Source organism: Bradyrhizobium sp. SZCCHNRI2009 (assembly GCF_032485115.1).
Lineage (GTDB): Bacteria > Pseudomonadota > Alphaproteobacteria > Rhizobiales > Xanthobacteraceae > Bradyrhizobium.
The window spans coordinates 641969-655429 of record NZ_JAUEUH010000001.1; the positions used below are offsets into that span (position 1 = coordinate 641969).

Genomic DNA, 13461 nt, shown 5'->3' on the forward strand with positions numbered 1-13461 from the left:
ATCTGACCTCTGTCGAAGGATCAGAGGTCGACGACGAGATGTCGGACAACCGCACAAAGGCATCTGCTGATCATTTTTGAGTGATTCCATGCGTGCCGCTCTGTCAGTCGCGCCTCGATAAGCCGTCCCCCGTTCGATGACCGCATTGGATCAAGCGACGATGTTGCCTTGCGGATGACGGGCGGTGCTGAGAACTGAGCGGGTGGTCCTGCGGGCTCGCGCAGGGATTGTGCCTTGATTTTCCTGCAATTGCGGACCAATCTCCCTGCCGGCATTCTGGTCGGGGGGCCTCGTGTCCAATCCTGTTGCAAAGAACATCGTGCTGTTGTCGGACGGGACCGGCAACAGCGCCAAGGCCGTGTTCAAGACCAATGTCTGGCGCCTGTTCCAGCTGCTGGACCTGCGCGATCCGCGCCGGCAAGTCGCCTTTTATGACGATGGCGTCGGAACGTCCTCCTTCAAGCTGTTCGCAGCCCTCGGCGGCATCTTCGGCTTCGGCCTGAAGCGGAATGTGATTGCGATCTACAGCTTCTGCTGTCGCAACTACAAGCCGGGCGACCGCATCTACTGCTTCGGGTTCAGCCGCGGTGCCTTCACCATCCGTATCGTGGCGGCAATGATCGCGGGGCAGGGGCTCGTCGCCTACGACGACAATGAAGCCGATCTCGCCCGGTTCGCCGCAGACGCCTATCGCCGCTATCGGCGTCGCTACAATAGCGGAATTCTCAGATATCTCGGCAAGATCGGCCTGGACCTGCGCGGAGTGCGCGACTGGGGAATTAGAACGCTGCGCAGAGTGCAGGGCGTGGCGCTGCAGGCTCCGCCAGCAGTCGAGGTCGAGAGCGTGCATTTCGTCGGCATTTGGGACACCGTTGACGCCTACGGCGGGCCGATCGAGGAGATGACGCGCGCCATTGACTATTGGATCTGGCCGCTGTCGATGCCGGACCAGTTCATGAATTCCAAGATCCATCGCGCTTGCCACGCCCTCGCGATCGAGGAGGAGCGTGACGCCTTCCGCCCGGTGATCTGGGATGAGCGCTATGTGTGGGGACGGGACGAGGCTGTTTCAGGCCGCAGTGACAAGAAGGACTGGCTGTTCGGCATCGACCACGATCCGCGCAGCGCGGCTGCGAAACTGGCCGAGCCGCCGCCGCATCTGCGCACCGATCTGCCGCCACGTGACCGCGAGCGCATCAGCCAGGTGTGGTTTACCGGCGTGCATTCCGACATCGGCGGCGGCTATCCGCAGGATGGCCTTTCCTATGTGACGCTCGATTGGATGCTCGACCGCGCCCAGGCCTATGGTCTCGTCTATCTCGACGGGCGGCGCAGGCTGCTCTACGATCCCGAGATCGATCCGCTCGACACGCTGAACGACTCGCGCAAGGGGCTTGCGGCCTACTACCGCTACAAGCCGCGCAATCTGCGCGAGATCTATGACGCGCCGCCCTACAAGCTATCGCTCCGGTACGATGTCAGTCGCATCAAGTGGCTGCTTCATTCGCCGTTCAAGGCCCAGACCGGGCTTCTTGCTGACGATCTGCATCCGAGCCTGCCGCAGCCACCTCTGCCGCCGGTGAAGCCGACGATCCACCGCACCGTGTTCGAACGCATTGGGTCGGGTCCCGATCACTATGCACCGGTGGTCGTACCCGCCGCTTACCGCGTCACGGATGAGACCGATACGCCGGTCGATGCGCTGCATCCGCTCGATCACGGGCACGCGCGGACGCGGGTGCAGGACGATGTCTGGAATTGGGTCTGGCTGCGCCGCGTGGTCTATTTCGCCACCATGTTCGCGCTGCTGTTCGTCGCGGCGATCCCATATTTCGTCATCTATTGGCCGCGCGTGCTTTATGAGCCCTTGCATGGGCTGGTAAATCCGCTGGTCAACGGAGCGGCAGCCTTCTTGCCCAAATTTCTCGACCCATGGTTCGTCGCGTTTCGGGATTCGCCGGGTTTGCTGGTGGTCGGTGTGGCCGCTGCGCTCGGCTTGACGGCGTGGGGCACCTCACTGCAGCGAACGATCCGCGACGCCGCACGCATCGCCTGGAACGATCCATCCCGGCACAAGCCGGTGACCGGCTGGCGCGCGACGGTTTATTCGCTGCGACGCCAGGGCTGGTATGTTGCCGGTTTCTACGTCCTGAAATCGTGGATCTTCCCGACCGGCATCATGTTCTGGCTGTTCTGGTGGCTGGCGTTCGGCGCGGCCAACACGGCCGGTCTGTTCTGCAAGGCAACACTGAGGCCGACCGAGGTCAACGAGACAGAGATCGGCGCATGGCACAATGGAAGTATCCGGCCGTTGTTCGAGACGCGCCACCATTGCTATCCGACAGCGCTTAGCGTGGCGCAGGACGAGACGTATCAGATCACGCTCGATGTCGGAGAGGGATGGAGCGACGGCAGCATCCCTGCATCCCCGGCCGGTTTTGGTTACGGGACCTGGACGCAGCTACCGGGCGTGCCGTTCAAGCGGTTGATCTGGTCGAACTGGTTCGCGCCCATCGTGCGGGTGGGCAGCACGGGATTGGAGGAGCATCTCCCCACATTCCGACCCGAAGCACCCGGCAGTAGCCGCTGGACGGCCGAGTTCACCGCACGCAGCGATGGGGAGGTGTTCGTCTACGTCAACGACACCTCCATCCTATTTCCCTGGTTGTTGTACCGGTTCTATTTCAACAACAAGGGCAATGCGGCCGTCTCGCTCAAGAAGCTGTGACGGCGCGCGCCGTCACTCGGCGCTGCCGAACACGCGCCGGAAGATCGTGTCGACGTGCTTGAGGTGATAGCCGAGGTCGAACTGCTCGTCGATCTCGGCGTCGGTCAGGTACTTCTTCACGTCAGCATCGGCCTTGAGCAGGGTGCGGAAGTCGCCTTCGCCGCGCCAGACCGGCATCGCGTTGCGCTGGACCAGTCTGTAGGAGTCCTCGCGGCTCGCGCCCTTCTGGGTCAACGCGATGAGCACGCGCTGCGAGTGGACGAGGCCGCCGAGCTTGTCGAGGTTCTTCTCCATGTTGGCCGGGTAGACCAGGAGCTTCTCGATCAGGCCGGCGAGGCGGATCAGCGCGAAGTCGAGCGTGACGGTGGCATCGGGGCCGATCATGCGCTCGACCGAGGAGTGCGAGATGTCGCGCTCGTGCCAGAGCACGACGTTCTCCATCGCGGGCGTCACATAGGCGCGCACCATGCGGGCGAGACCGGTGAGGTTCTCCGACAGCACCGGATTGCGCTTGTGCGGCATCGCCGACGAGCCCTTCTGGCCCTCCGAGAAGAACTCCTCGGCTTCGAGCACCTCGGTGCGCTGCAGATGGCGCACTTCGGTCGCCAGGCGCTCCACGGACGATGCGATGACGCCAAGGGTCGCGAAGAACATCGCGTGGCGGTCGCGCGGAATCACCTGGGTCGAGATCGGCTCGGGGCTGAGGCCCATCGCCTTGGCGACGTGCTCCTCCACCCGCGGATCGATCTGCGCGAAGGTGCCGACGGCGCCGGAAATCGCGCAGGTCGCGACTTCCTTCCGCGCGGCGACCAGGCGCTCGCGCGCGCGAGAGAATTCGGCATAGGCATAAGCGAGCTTGAGACCGAACGTCACCGGCTCGGCGTGGATGCCGTGCGAGCGGCCGATGGTCGGCGTCATCTTGTGCTCGAAGGCGCGCGTCTTCAGCGCCGCCAGCACGCGGTCGAGATCGGCGAGCAGCAGGTCGGCCGCACGGGTGAGCTGGACGTTGAGGCAGGTGTCGAGCACGTCCGATGACGTCATGCCCTGGTGCACGAAGCGCGCCTCGGGACCGACGATCTCGGCGAGATGGGTCAGGAAGGCGATGACGTCGTGCTTGGTCTCGCGCTCGATCTCATCGATGCGGGCGACGTCGAAGGTGGCGTCCTTGGCCTTGGCCCAGATCGTCTTGGCGGCCTCCTTCGGGATCACGCCGAGCTCCGCCAGCGCGTCCGCCGCATGCGCCTCGATCTCGAACCAGATCTTGAACCGGGTCTGCGGCTCCCAGATCGAGGCCATTTCGGGACGGGAATAGCGGGGGATCATCGACGGCGCTCCGAGGCGGGAGGGAAGGTGGGCGGGACCAGGCGTCCGCGCCGGCATTTTACGCCGCGCTTTACCAGAGCGGCCGGATCGACACAAACGGCGGTCTTTCCGGCCGCTCGGCATGCCGTTACCGGATCATAATACCATTTTCAAAAAATCGAGCTGACAGATATTGAAATCTGTCAGCGCGATGGTGTATGTCGATCCTGCCATCTTGCTTAAGACCAACTTCCACTGTCTGACCTTGGGTTCAGCGGTTTCAACTGCGAAGGACCGCTTCGATGAAGATTGAAAAGCGATTGTTGCACTCACAATTTCAGGACTGGCTGAATCTCCAGGTCGCGCGTCACCTGGAGGCCCAGGCCACCAGGTTTCGCGCGCCATCGTCCGCCGACCAGGCTGAGACGATCCAGATCAAGGCGAATACGTCCGACGCCGATATGGTGCACGCATGAATGAGGCCGTGGTTCTGACATCCGAGCGCATCCTCGAAGTCACCGAGGACGTGTTGCGCCGTTATGGGCTCGCCAAAGCGACGGTCGTCGACGTCGCGAGAGCGCTCGATGTCAGCCACGGCTCCGTCTACCGTCACTTTCCGAGCAAGGCGTCGCTGCGCGAGGCGGTTGCCAAGCGCTGGCTCGAGCGGGTCAGCGCGCCGCTGGCGCAGATCGCGGCCGAGCCGGGACCGGCGCCGGCGAAGCTGGAGCGCTGGCTGCGCGAGCTGTTCGGCGCCAAGCAGAAACGGGTCTGTGAAGATCCGGAGATGTTCGCGACCTATCTCACCCTGGCGCGCGAGGCGTGCTCGGTGGTCAAGGCGCACAAGCAGAACCTGATCGCCCAGGTCGAGGGCATGATCGCTGAGGGGGTCGCGCAGGGGACGTTCGATGTCGCTGATCCCAAGACCGCGGCCGCGGCGATCTTCGACGCGACCCGAAGCTTCCATCATCCCGCCCACGCTGAGGAATGGGGCGAATGCACCTGCTCGGCCCGCGTCGATGCCGTGCTGACCCTGCTGCTCCGTGGACTTCAGGCGCGCTAGGCGCGCGCTCATCCGGGCTACAAATCCGTCAGCCCGCTGGTCACCGCCAGCCGCACCAGCTGCGCATCCGTCTGCAGTCCCGTCTTGGCCTTCACCAGATAATGATAGTTCTGCACCGTCTTGACGCTGAGGTGCAGGTTCGTGGCGATCTGCTCGGTGGTCAGGCCCGACGCGAACTGGCGCAGGATTTCGATCTCACGCTCGCCGAGCCGGTCGAGCACGGTCTGCTGCGGATCGAGACTGTCGGCGGCCAGCACATGGGCGACGTCGTCGCTGAGCGCGCGCTCCCCGCTGATCACCATGCGGATGGCACGGACCAGCGCCGACGGCTCGCTGCTCTTGGTGACGAAGCCGCTCGCGCCGGCGGCGAACGCCGCCTTCACCAACGGCGCCTCGCCATGCATCGAGAACACGAGGATGCAGGCGCGATTGTCGCGAGCGCGGATATTGCGGATCGCCTCCAGCCCGCTGGCGCCCTTCATCGAGATGTCGAGCACGACCACGTCGGGCGCATGCGCCTTGAACGCGGCATAGGCCGCCGCGGCGCTGTCGGCCTCGGCGATGACTCGAAACCCGTCCTGGCTCTCCAGCACGCGGCGATAGCCTTGCCGGACCACCGGGTGGTCGTCGACCAGCAGGATCGAAATGCCTGTGCGCTCGGGCATCCCCGTAATCTCAGGCGGCCAGTGGAATTGTCGCGGAGACGCTGAGCCCGCGCGCGGCCGGTCCGATCGACAGCGAGCCGCCGACGGCGGCGATGCGCTCGCGGATTCCGGTCAGGCCGAAGCCGCTCGATTGCGCCAGCAGGGTCGCATCGCCGCCGCCGTCGTCCTCGACTGAAATCAGCAGCGCACCGTCGGGCCCGGAGCGCCGCTCGACCCGCAACGACACCTCGCTCGCACTGGTGTGGCGCAGGGCGTTGGTCAGGCACTCCTGCGCCATCCGGTAGGCGGTGACCGCGACCGGGCCCTGGATGTCGGCGAGATCACCGTGGAGGTCGAGCCGGATCGCCGGTCGCGCGGCGTGCTGATAGTTCTCGGTCAGCGCGATCAGGCCTGCGGCGAGGCCGAGCTCCTCGGTGAGCGGACGGCGCAGTCGGCTCAAGGTGCCGCGCAGGCACGCCATCAGATGGCTGACGGATCGCGTGATCATGCGTGCGTCCTGGGCGATCTGATCGTTGCGGCCGTTGCCGGCGCTCTCGATCGTCGAGGCAAAAGCGAGGATCGCCGTGAGGTTCTGCCCGAACTCGTCGTGCAGCTCGCGGGCGAGCGCCCGCCGCTCCTCGTCGCGGATGTCGAGCAGGCGCTCGGTCAGCGCGGCGCGCTGCTCATTGGCCTGCGCCAGCCGGTCGCCGAGCTCGCCGACGGCGCGGCCGATCATCGCGAGCTCCATCGAGCGGAAGCGCGGCAGCGAGGGGCGGTGGTCGCCCTCGGCCATCCGCTGCAGCGCCGAGACGATGCTGCGCGCCGGCGCCAGCGCATGGGCGATCGCCAGCGAGGCCAGTACGCCGATCGCGACCGCCATCGCCAGCGCCACGCCAAAGCTGTCCTGGATGCGCAGCCAGGCGAGCTGGATCGCCGCATCGGGATCGGCGATCGCCGAGACGGTTCCCGCCGTGGTGGCGCGCGCGCTGATCGGCTGCGCGACCGCCGCGTGATCGCCGAGGATGGCTTCCACGGCGCTTGAGAACCAGCGCGGCGGCGCGGCGCCGAGGCCCTTGCTCTGGCCGCACAGCGGCTTCTCGAATGCGGCCTCGGGCTTGAACTGTACGCAGATGCCGGGCGCGATCAGCTTCATGGTCTCGGTCGTGCGCCAGTCGGGCAGCGGCAGCAGCCGCTCGCGCGATCGGTTGCCGCGCAGCAGCAGCTCGCGCCAGTACAGCGCCTCCAGCGCCTGCGAGACCCGGTCTGCCGATGCCGCGGTGGCGCGGTCGACGCTGCGATAGGCGTCGACGGTGACCCATATGGCCGCGGCGGCCAGACACAGCAGCACGATCAGCGCGAGGCGCGCAATGAGCTGGAGCACGAGACGCATGCGATCCTCTCCACGGCTTTTGCCGCAGCGTAACAATGGGCTGGTGCTCCGCCAAGCAAATGCACTGCAGCAAGTGGCAGGTTGGGAAATTTTCCCGAGAGCCTCGAGGCAGATGTCTTTGGACGCTGTTCCGCCGCTCTGCTTAACTCGCCTGCGAAGCGCCGAACGAAACGGCGCGCATCGGGAGTTCATGCATGAGCGTGGTCAGCAGTGCCGAACGAGTGGAACCTGCGCGCGACGCAGCCGAGCGCGGGCCGCTGCTGCTCTGGATGATCTTCACCGGCCTCACGATATTCGCCGCCGTGGTGCTCGCCCGCTACGGCTATTTCCACCTGATGGTCGCCTCCGACCGCACCTACATCTCCAGCGTCATCGCCGTGCTCTACGTCGCCACGTGCTGCCATTGCTTCTGGCGCACCAGAGCGATCGCGCGCGAGGCGGATGCGGCGCGGCGCTGCCGCGCCGTGCTGATCGGGCCCGATGCGGCGCGCGCGCTCGAACCTGATGCGCAGTTGCTTCCCAAAGGGCTGGTCACCAACCACATCCGCAGCCTCGTCACCAAGGCGCAAACGCAAGGGGCAGGGCGGCTCGACCAGACGCTGCTGCTGCGGACGCTCGCCGACCGCCTGCGCGGCTCCAACGGCTTCGGCGGCTTCGCCTCGGACACGCTGATGAAGCTCGGCCTGCTCGGCACCATCATCGGCTTCATCATCATGCTGGCGCCGATTGCCGGCCTCGACGTCAACGACAAGCTGGCGATGAAATCCTCGATGGGGCTGATGAGCGACGGCATGGCGGTGGCGATGTACACGACGCTCGCCGGCCTCGTCGGCTCGATCCTGGTGCGCATCCAGTACTACATGCTGGACGCGGCGACCGGGCGCGTGTTTTCGGACGCGGTCATGCTCACCGAGACGCGGGTGACGCCGCGGCTCGAGCGCGCGATGGATCGCGCGCCGGAGCAGGGCGCATGATGGACGATTTCGGGCTCTATCCGCGCGAGGAGCAGTTCGACCCGTTCAGCGTCATGCTGTTCAAGGCGCTGCAGATCGTCGCGTTCTTCTTCTTCATCGCGGTGCTCGCGATCTCGCCGGACGCCAAGGACGGCAAGGTCGACTCGAAGGCCGAGTTCCTGATCACGATGGACTGGCCGGATAACCATCCCGACGATCTCGACCTGTTCGTGCAGGACCCCGTCGGCAACATCGCCTGGTACCGGCATCGCGAGGCCGGCTTCCTCACCCTCGATCGCGACGACCGCGGCGGCGCCAACGATTTCATCCTGGTCAACGGTCTGAAGATCCCGTCGCCGATCCGCGAGGAGATCGTGACCATCAGAGGCATCGTCGCCGGCGAATACACCGTCAACATCTCGCATTTCCAGAACGTCAGCGGCGCGCCGGTCGAGGCCACCGTGAAGGTGCAGAAGCTCAACCCGACCGCGCAGGTGATCTTCGACGACAAGGTCGTGCTCGACCATTCCGGCGACGAGAAGACGGCGCTGCGCTTCAAGCTCAATGCCGAGGGCAAGGTGATCGACGTGCAGCGCCGACCGAAATCGCTTTTGGAGACGTTCCGCAGCAATTGGCGCAACGGCGCCGATCTCGATCCCAAGACCGGCGTCAGGGTGATCAGGCGATGATGAGCAGTCTGCAGACCGTCATCGTCACGCTGTCCGTGTGCTACGCGCTGATCGGCGCGCTGCTCTTGCTGGTGCTGGTCTATGCAAGGCTGCCTTGGCAGGCCAAGGCGGTCGCCGTGGTCATCACCAGTGCGTTCTATGTCGGCAGCTTCGCCGGCGCCCGCGGCCTGCTCGGCTGGGCCAGCGTCGACCGGCTGCCGAGGAGCTTCAAGGTGCTGCAGGTGCGGATCGTCGATCCGCACTCCGTCGAGGGCGATCCCGGCGCGGTCTATCTGTGGGTCGAGGCGCTGGACGACGACAACCGTCCGAGCGGCGTGCCGCGCGCCTATCGTATTCCCTACAGCGACACACTTGCCGACAAGGCGCAGCACGCCGCCGACCAGATCGCGGCGGGCCATCCGCAGGGCGGCCGCGCCGCCGATTTCGGCACCGGCGACGGCGGGGTCATCGACGCCGCGCGCGAATACATTCTGCCGAAGACGATCATCGAGACCGCCGGCGGTGATCCCTCCACCGGCGAGTTCAAGGCGGCCAAGAACGCCGGCGACGGCGTCTCGTTCACGCCACTGCTGCCGCCGCGCATGCCGCCGAAGGACGAGCAGTAGGCGGCTGCAGCCGTATCCTCCCGCGCGAAGCTCGCGCGCGGGTGATGGCGAGCATCGGGACGTTCCTGGCACGGCGCCTCGAGCTCAAGGTCAACAAGGTCAAGAGTGCGGTCGCCAGACCGAACCACCGCAAGTTCCTGGGCTTCGGCTTTACCCAGGGAAGAAAGCCGCACCGGCGCATCGCAGGGGACCTGCAACGCTGACATTCCGCATCTCTCCGCCTATCTTGTTTGATGTTCCTCAAGTCTCGTGTGGCCACGGCCGCTAGCCTTGAGAACCGGAGGACACGGGTTGCTGCTGGCGATTTTCACCGATATCCATGCCAATCGGCAGGCCTTCGCGGCCTGCCTGGAGGCGGCGCGTGCGCGTGGCGCGGATCGTCTCATCTGTCTCGGCGACATCGTCGGCTATGGCGCCGATCCGGAATGGTCGGTCGACACCGTCATGGAGATCGTCGCCGGTGGCGGGCTGGCGGTGTGCGGCAACCACGACAATGCCGTCTCGACGGCAAGCGAGAGCATGAATGCCGAGGCGCAGGCGGCGATGGAGTGGACGCGCGGGCGGCTCAGCGCCGAGCAACGCCGCTTTCTCGCCGAGCTGCCGATGAGCATCGGTGACGACGACCGGTTGTTCGTGCATGCGGAGGCCTCGAGCCCGCCGCGCTGGCGCTATGTGCAGTCGTCGGCCGACGCGGCCCGCAGCATGATCGCGACCGAGGCGCAGGTGACGTTCTGCGGCCACATCCACCGTCCGGCGCTGTACTCGATGTCCGCCACCGCGAAGATGACGAGCTTCACCCCGACCGCCAACATGCCCATTCAGCTGTTGCGCGGCCGGCAATGGCTGGCCGTGGTCGGCTCGGTCGGCCAGCCGCGCGACGGTGATCCGGCCGCGTCGTTCGTGACCTTCGACACCAGGACCCGCGAGCTGACCTATTGCCGCGTGCCCTATGACGTCGAGGCGGCGGCGCAGCGCATTCGCGACAACGGCCTGCCGCCCTGGCTGGCGCAGCGGCTCTCGATGGGGCGCTAGAGCATGACGAAATCAAGGCTCAAGCCGGGCGTCGTGATCGACGGCTTCACGGTGGGTGAATGCGTGCATTCCGGCGGCATGGCGACGTTGTGGAGTGTCACCCACCCGGACATCGACCGGCCCATCCTGATGAAGGTGCCGCGCGTCTCCGAGGGCGAGGATCCTGCGGCGATCGTCAGCTTCGAGATGGAGCAGATGATTCTGCCAAAACTGTCGGGACCGCACGTGCCGGCCTGTTTCGGCACCGGCGATTTCGCCACCCAGGCCTATGTGGTGATCGAGCAGATTCCAGGCGATACGCTGTACAAGCGGCTGCCCGAGCTGCCGCTGGCTTACGAGGAGGCGCGGGTGCTGGTCGCGAAGATCGCGACCGCGCTCGCCGATATTCACCGGCAGCACGTCATCCATCACGACATCAAGCCCTCCAGCATCATGTTCCGGCCGACGGGGGAGGCGGTGCTGATCGACTACGGCCTGTCCTGCCACAAGCACTTGCCGGATCTCTTGCAGGAGGAGTTCCGCCTGCCTTACGGCACCGCGCCCTACATGGCGCCGGAGCGCATGATGGGTACGCGTAGCGATCCGCGCAGCGACATCTTTTCGCTCGGCGTGCTGCTCTACTTCTTCACCACCGGCGTGCGGCCGTTCGGCGAGACCGAGACCTTGCGCGGCATGCGCCGGCGGTTGTGGCGCGATCCCTATCCACCGCGACAGCTGAAGCCGGACTATCCGCCGTGGCTGCAGGAGATCGTGCTGCGCTGCCTGGAGATCGAGCCGGTCTGGCGCTACCCGACAGCGGCGCAGCTCGCCTTCGATCTCGGCCATCCCGACCAGGTCAAGCTGACGGCGCGTGCGGAGAAGGTCAAGCGCGACCCGATCACGGCCGTGTGGCGCCGCCGCTTCAACCGCGGCCTGGTGCAGCCGGAACAGAAAACATCCGACGTCGCGATGCAGATCGCCTCCAGCCCGATCGTGGCGGTCGCGATCGACACCGTGGAAGGCGGCGAGGAGCTCAACGGCGCGCTGCGGCTGACGGCGCAGCGCATCCTCGCCACCTTGCCTGCGGCGCGGCTCGCCTGCGTCAACGTGCTGAAGCTCGGGCGCCTCACCATCGACCGCACCCTGGACGAGGAGGGCAACAACAAGCACATCGACCGCATGGTCGCGTTGAAGCACTGGGCGACGCCGCTCAAGCTCGACACGAGCCGGCTGACGGTGCACGTGCTGGAGGCGGTCGATCCGGCGGCCTCCATCATCGAATTCGCCGAGGCCAACCAGGTCGACCACATCATCATCGGCGCCCGCCGCGATTCCGTGCTGCGCTCGCTGCTCGGCAGCGTCTCGGCGAAGGTCGCCGCGGAGGCGGGGTGTACGGTGACCGTGGTGCGGACACGGCTCGCGGCACGGGAAGCCGAGGGCGACGATGATGATGCGCCGGCAAGGGTCGTGTCGGGGGAATGATGGACATGCGATGAAGATCCACGGCGCCTCCAAGCACGACAGTCAGAACGGCATGCACAGGCTGAAAAGTGAGGCGCGGCTGCGGTTGCGTTTCGAAAGTTACCCCTCCAAAGTGATCCGGCGCGTGCGGAACGTGTCGGTTTTTTTCTGAGGGGGGACGATCAATGGCGGCAACGGATGTGAGCATGGCGGGGACAGCCGCGCCGAAGCGAGGCCTGTTCGGCTCGCTCTTCTTTCAGGTCGTGGCTGCGCTCGTGCTCGGCATCCTGATCGGCGTCTTTGCGCCCGAGACCGCCCAGGGGCTCAAATTCTTCAGCGACGCTTTCCTGCGTCTGATCGCCATGGTGGTCGCGCCGATCGTGTTCTGCGTCGTCGTGCACGGCATTGCGAGCGCCGGCGATCTCAGGAAGGTCGGCCGCGTCGGCGTCAAGTCGCTGGTCTATTTCGAGGGCATGACCACGATCGCGCTGGCCTTCGGCCTCGTGCTGGCGCTGGTCTTCAGCCCCGGCCACGGCATGAACATCGACGTCTCCAAGCTCGACGCCAAGCAGCTCGCGAGCTTCGCCGACAACGCCCACAAGCTGCAGGGCGGCGGCTTCGGCGGCTTCATCCTCAACATCATTCCGCCGACGGCGTTCGACGCCTTTGCCCGCAACGACGTGCTGCAGGTGCTGTTCTTCGCGGTGATCTTCGGCGTCAGCCTGGCGCTGGTCGGCGAGCCCGGCAAGCCCGTGGTCGACCTGATCGAGTCCGTCGCCAAGGTGCTGTTCAAGGCGATGGGGCTGATCGTGCGCGTCGCGCCGCTCGGCGTGCTCGGCGCCATCGGCTTCACCGTCGGCAAATATGGCGTCGGCTCGCTCAAGCAGCTCTTGGCGCTGGTCGTGCTGTTCTACGTCTCGGTGGCGCTGTTCGTCGTGACCGCGCTTGGCCTCGTGATGCGCATGGCCGGCCTCAGCCTGTTCAAGTTCCTGCGCTATTTGAAGGAGGAGCTGCTGATCGTGCTGGCGACGGCGTCGTCCGACTCCGTGCTGCCGCAGATCATGCGCAAGCTCGAGGCGATGGGCGTCAAGCAGGAGGTCGTCGGCCTGGTCATCCCGACCGGCTATTCCTTCAACCTCGATGCGTTCTCGATCTACCTGACGCTCGCCGTCGTCTTCATCGCCCAGGCCACCAACACGCCGCTGTCGGTCAGCGACCTGCTGCTGGTGCTCGGCGTGTCGCTGGTCACGTCCAAGGGCGCCCATGGCGTGCCCGGCTCGGCCATCGTCATCCTGGCCGCAACGCTCGGCGCCGTGCCGGCTATCCCCGCCATCGGTCTGGTGCTGGTGCTGTCCGTCGACTGGTTCGTCGGCATCGCGCGCGCCGTCGGCAACCTGATCGGCAACTGCGTCGCCACCGTCGTCGTCGCCGCCTGGGAGGACGACCTCGACCATGCCAAGGCGAAGGCCGTGCTCGACCGCGGCACGGCGGAAGAGGTGGAGTATCAGGGGGCGTGAGGGAGGATCACTAGGGGGAGAATGAGGGAGCGAGTACGGCGTGGATTGGTCGATCGCGCGATCGAGCCGGTGTTCGAGGCCGATGAGGAGAAGCTCTTCGT

At 65.9% G+C, this 13461-nt stretch carries 14 protein-coding genes; 11 read left to right on the forward strand and 3 right to left on the reverse strand.

From position 1 onward, the window contains the following. Positions 1–292: 292 nt before the first annotated feature. Positions 293–2728 (forward strand): DUF2235 domain-containing protein, encoded by a 2436-nt coding sequence (locus QX041_RS02885; protein ID WP_315826285.1) that lies wholly within the window; start codon positions 293–295, stop codon positions 2726–2728. 12 nt (positions 2729–2740) lie between these two features. Here QX041_RS02885 and purB read toward each other — a convergent pair whose 3' ends face one another. Next, positions 2741–4051 (reverse strand): adenylosuccinate lyase, encoded by a 1311-nt coding sequence (gene purB, locus QX041_RS02890; RefSeq protein WP_315826284.1) that lies wholly within the window; start codon positions 4049–4051, stop codon positions 2741–2743. Positions 4052–4332: 281 nt separating this feature from the next. Between purB and QX041_RS02895 the strand changes: the two genes are divergently transcribed. Together QX041_RS02895 and QX041_RS02900 are read left to right on the forward strand one after the other, a co-directional pair. Then, entirely contained in the window at positions 4333–4506 is a 174-nt protein-coding gene (locus QX041_RS02895) for a hypothetical protein (RefSeq protein ID WP_315714793.1), read from the forward strand. After that, a complete protein-coding gene (locus QX041_RS02900; protein WP_316164442.1) occupies positions 4503–5090 on the forward strand; it encodes a TetR family transcriptional regulator in 588 nt (195 codons plus the stop codon). Before QX041_RS02895 ends, QX041_RS02900 begins: the two co-directional genes overlap by 4 nt. A 17-nt stretch (positions 5091–5107) precedes the next feature. On the opposite strand, the gene QX041_RS02905 is transcribed toward QX041_RS02900, so the two are convergent. Continuing rightward, positions 5108–5755 (reverse strand): response regulator transcription factor, encoded by a 648-nt coding sequence (locus QX041_RS02905; RefSeq protein WP_315714791.1) that lies wholly within the window; start codon positions 5753–5755, stop codon positions 5108–5110. 10 nt (positions 5756–5765) lie between these two features. Continuing rightward, positions 5766–7124 carry a histidine kinase gene (locus QX041_RS02910; protein WP_316164443.1) on the reverse strand — a complete coding sequence of 453 codons (1359 nt, stop codon included), beginning with the start codon at positions 7122–7124 and terminating at the stop codon, positions 5766–5768. A 194-nt stretch (positions 7125–7318) separates the two neighbouring features. Here QX041_RS02910 and QX041_RS02915 point away from each other — a divergent pair, with 194 nt between their 5' ends. From QX041_RS02915 to QX041_RS02950, 8 genes are all read left to right on the forward strand, one after another. Then, a complete protein-coding gene (locus QX041_RS02915) occupies positions 7319–8098 on the forward strand; it encodes a MotA/TolQ/ExbB proton channel family protein (protein ID WP_316164444.1) in 780 nt (259 codons plus the stop codon). After that, on the forward strand, positions 8095–8766 hold the full coding sequence (locus QX041_RS02920) for a hypothetical protein (protein ID WP_315714788.1): 672 nt from the start codon (positions 8095–8097) through the stop codon (positions 8764–8766). Before QX041_RS02915 ends, QX041_RS02920 begins: the two co-directional genes overlap by 4 nt. Continuing rightward, complete coding sequence (locus QX041_RS02925) at positions 8763–9371, forward strand: hypothetical protein (RefSeq protein ID WP_315749351.1); 609 nt, start codon at positions 8763–8765, stop codon at positions 9369–9371. Before QX041_RS02920 ends, QX041_RS02925 begins: the two co-directional genes overlap by 4 nt. A 44-nt stretch (positions 9372–9415) precedes the next feature. Then, the gene (locus tag QX041_RS02930) at positions 9416–9574 is read left to right on the forward strand and encodes a hypothetical protein (RefSeq protein WP_315714786.1); all 159 of its coding nucleotides are present in this window, start codon (positions 9416–9418) and stop codon (positions 9572–9574) included. Between the two features lie 88 nt (positions 9575–9662). Continuing rightward, the gene (locus QX041_RS02935) at positions 9663–10403 is read left to right on the forward strand and encodes a metallophosphoesterase family protein (protein WP_316164445.1); all 741 of its coding nucleotides are present in this window, start codon (positions 9663–9665) and stop codon (positions 10401–10403) included. A 3-nt stretch (positions 10404–10406) separates the two neighbouring features. Continuing rightward, positions 10407–11864: a bifunctional serine/threonine-protein kinase/universal stress protein gene (locus QX041_RS02940; RefSeq protein WP_316164446.1), complete on the forward strand. Its 1458-nt coding sequence runs from the start codon at positions 10407–10409 to the stop codon at positions 11862–11864. A gap of 10 nt (positions 11865–11874) precedes the next feature. After that, positions 11875–12015, forward strand: coding sequence for a hypothetical protein (locus QX041_RS02945; protein WP_316164447.1), 141 nt, complete (start codon positions 11875–11877; stop codon positions 12013–12015). A 13-nt stretch (positions 12016–12028) separates the two neighbouring features. Beyond that, the gene (locus QX041_RS02950) at positions 12029–13360 is read left to right on the forward strand and encodes a dicarboxylate/amino acid:cation symporter (protein ID WP_315714783.1); all 1332 of its coding nucleotides are present in this window, start codon (positions 12029–12031) and stop codon (positions 13358–13360) included. Positions 13361–13461 lie beyond the last annotated feature (101 nt).

Coding starts and splice junctions, on each gene's coding strand:
- QX041_RS02940 (WP_316164446.1), top strand. CDS start 10,407: ATGACGAAATCAAGGCTCAAGCCGGGCGTCGTGATCGACGGCTTCACG.
- QX041_RS02915 (WP_316164444.1), top strand. CDS start 7,319: ATGAGCGTGGTCAGCAGTGCCGAACGAGTGGAACCTGCGCGCGACGCA.
- QX041_RS02910 (WP_316164443.1), bottom strand. CDS start 7,124: ATGCGTCTCGTGCTCCAGCTCATTGCGCGCCTCGCGCTGATCGTGCTG.
- QX041_RS02930 (WP_315714786.1), top strand. CDS start 9,416: ATGGCGAGCATCGGGACGTTCCTGGCACGGCGCCTCGAGCTCAAGGTC.
- QX041_RS02950 (WP_315714783.1), top strand. CDS start 12,029: ATGGCGGCAACGGATGTGAGCATGGCGGGGACAGCCGCGCCGAAGCGA.
- QX041_RS02920 (WP_315714788.1), top strand. CDS start 8,095: ATGATGGACGATTTCGGGCTCTATCCGCGCGAGGAGCAGTTCGACCCG.
- QX041_RS02905 (WP_315714791.1), bottom strand. CDS start 5,755: ATGCCCGAGCGCACAGGCATTTCGATCCTGCTGGTCGACGACCACCCG.
- QX041_RS02945 (WP_316164447.1), top strand. CDS start 11,875: ATGAAGATCCACGGCGCCTCCAAGCACGACAGTCAGAACGGCATGCAC.
- QX041_RS02895 (WP_315714793.1), top strand. CDS start 4,333: ATGAAGATTGAAAAGCGATTGTTGCACTCACAATTTCAGGACTGGCTG.
- QX041_RS02925 (WP_315749351.1), top strand. CDS start 8,763: ATGATGAGCAGTCTGCAGACCGTCATCGTCACGCTGTCCGTGTGCTAC.
- QX041_RS02900 (WP_316164442.1), top strand. CDS start 4,503: ATGAATGAGGCCGTGGTTCTGACATCCGAGCGCATCCTCGAAGTCACC.
- purB (WP_315826284.1), bottom strand. CDS start 4,051: ATGATCCCCCGCTATTCCCGTCCCGAAATGGCCTCGATCTGGGAGCCG.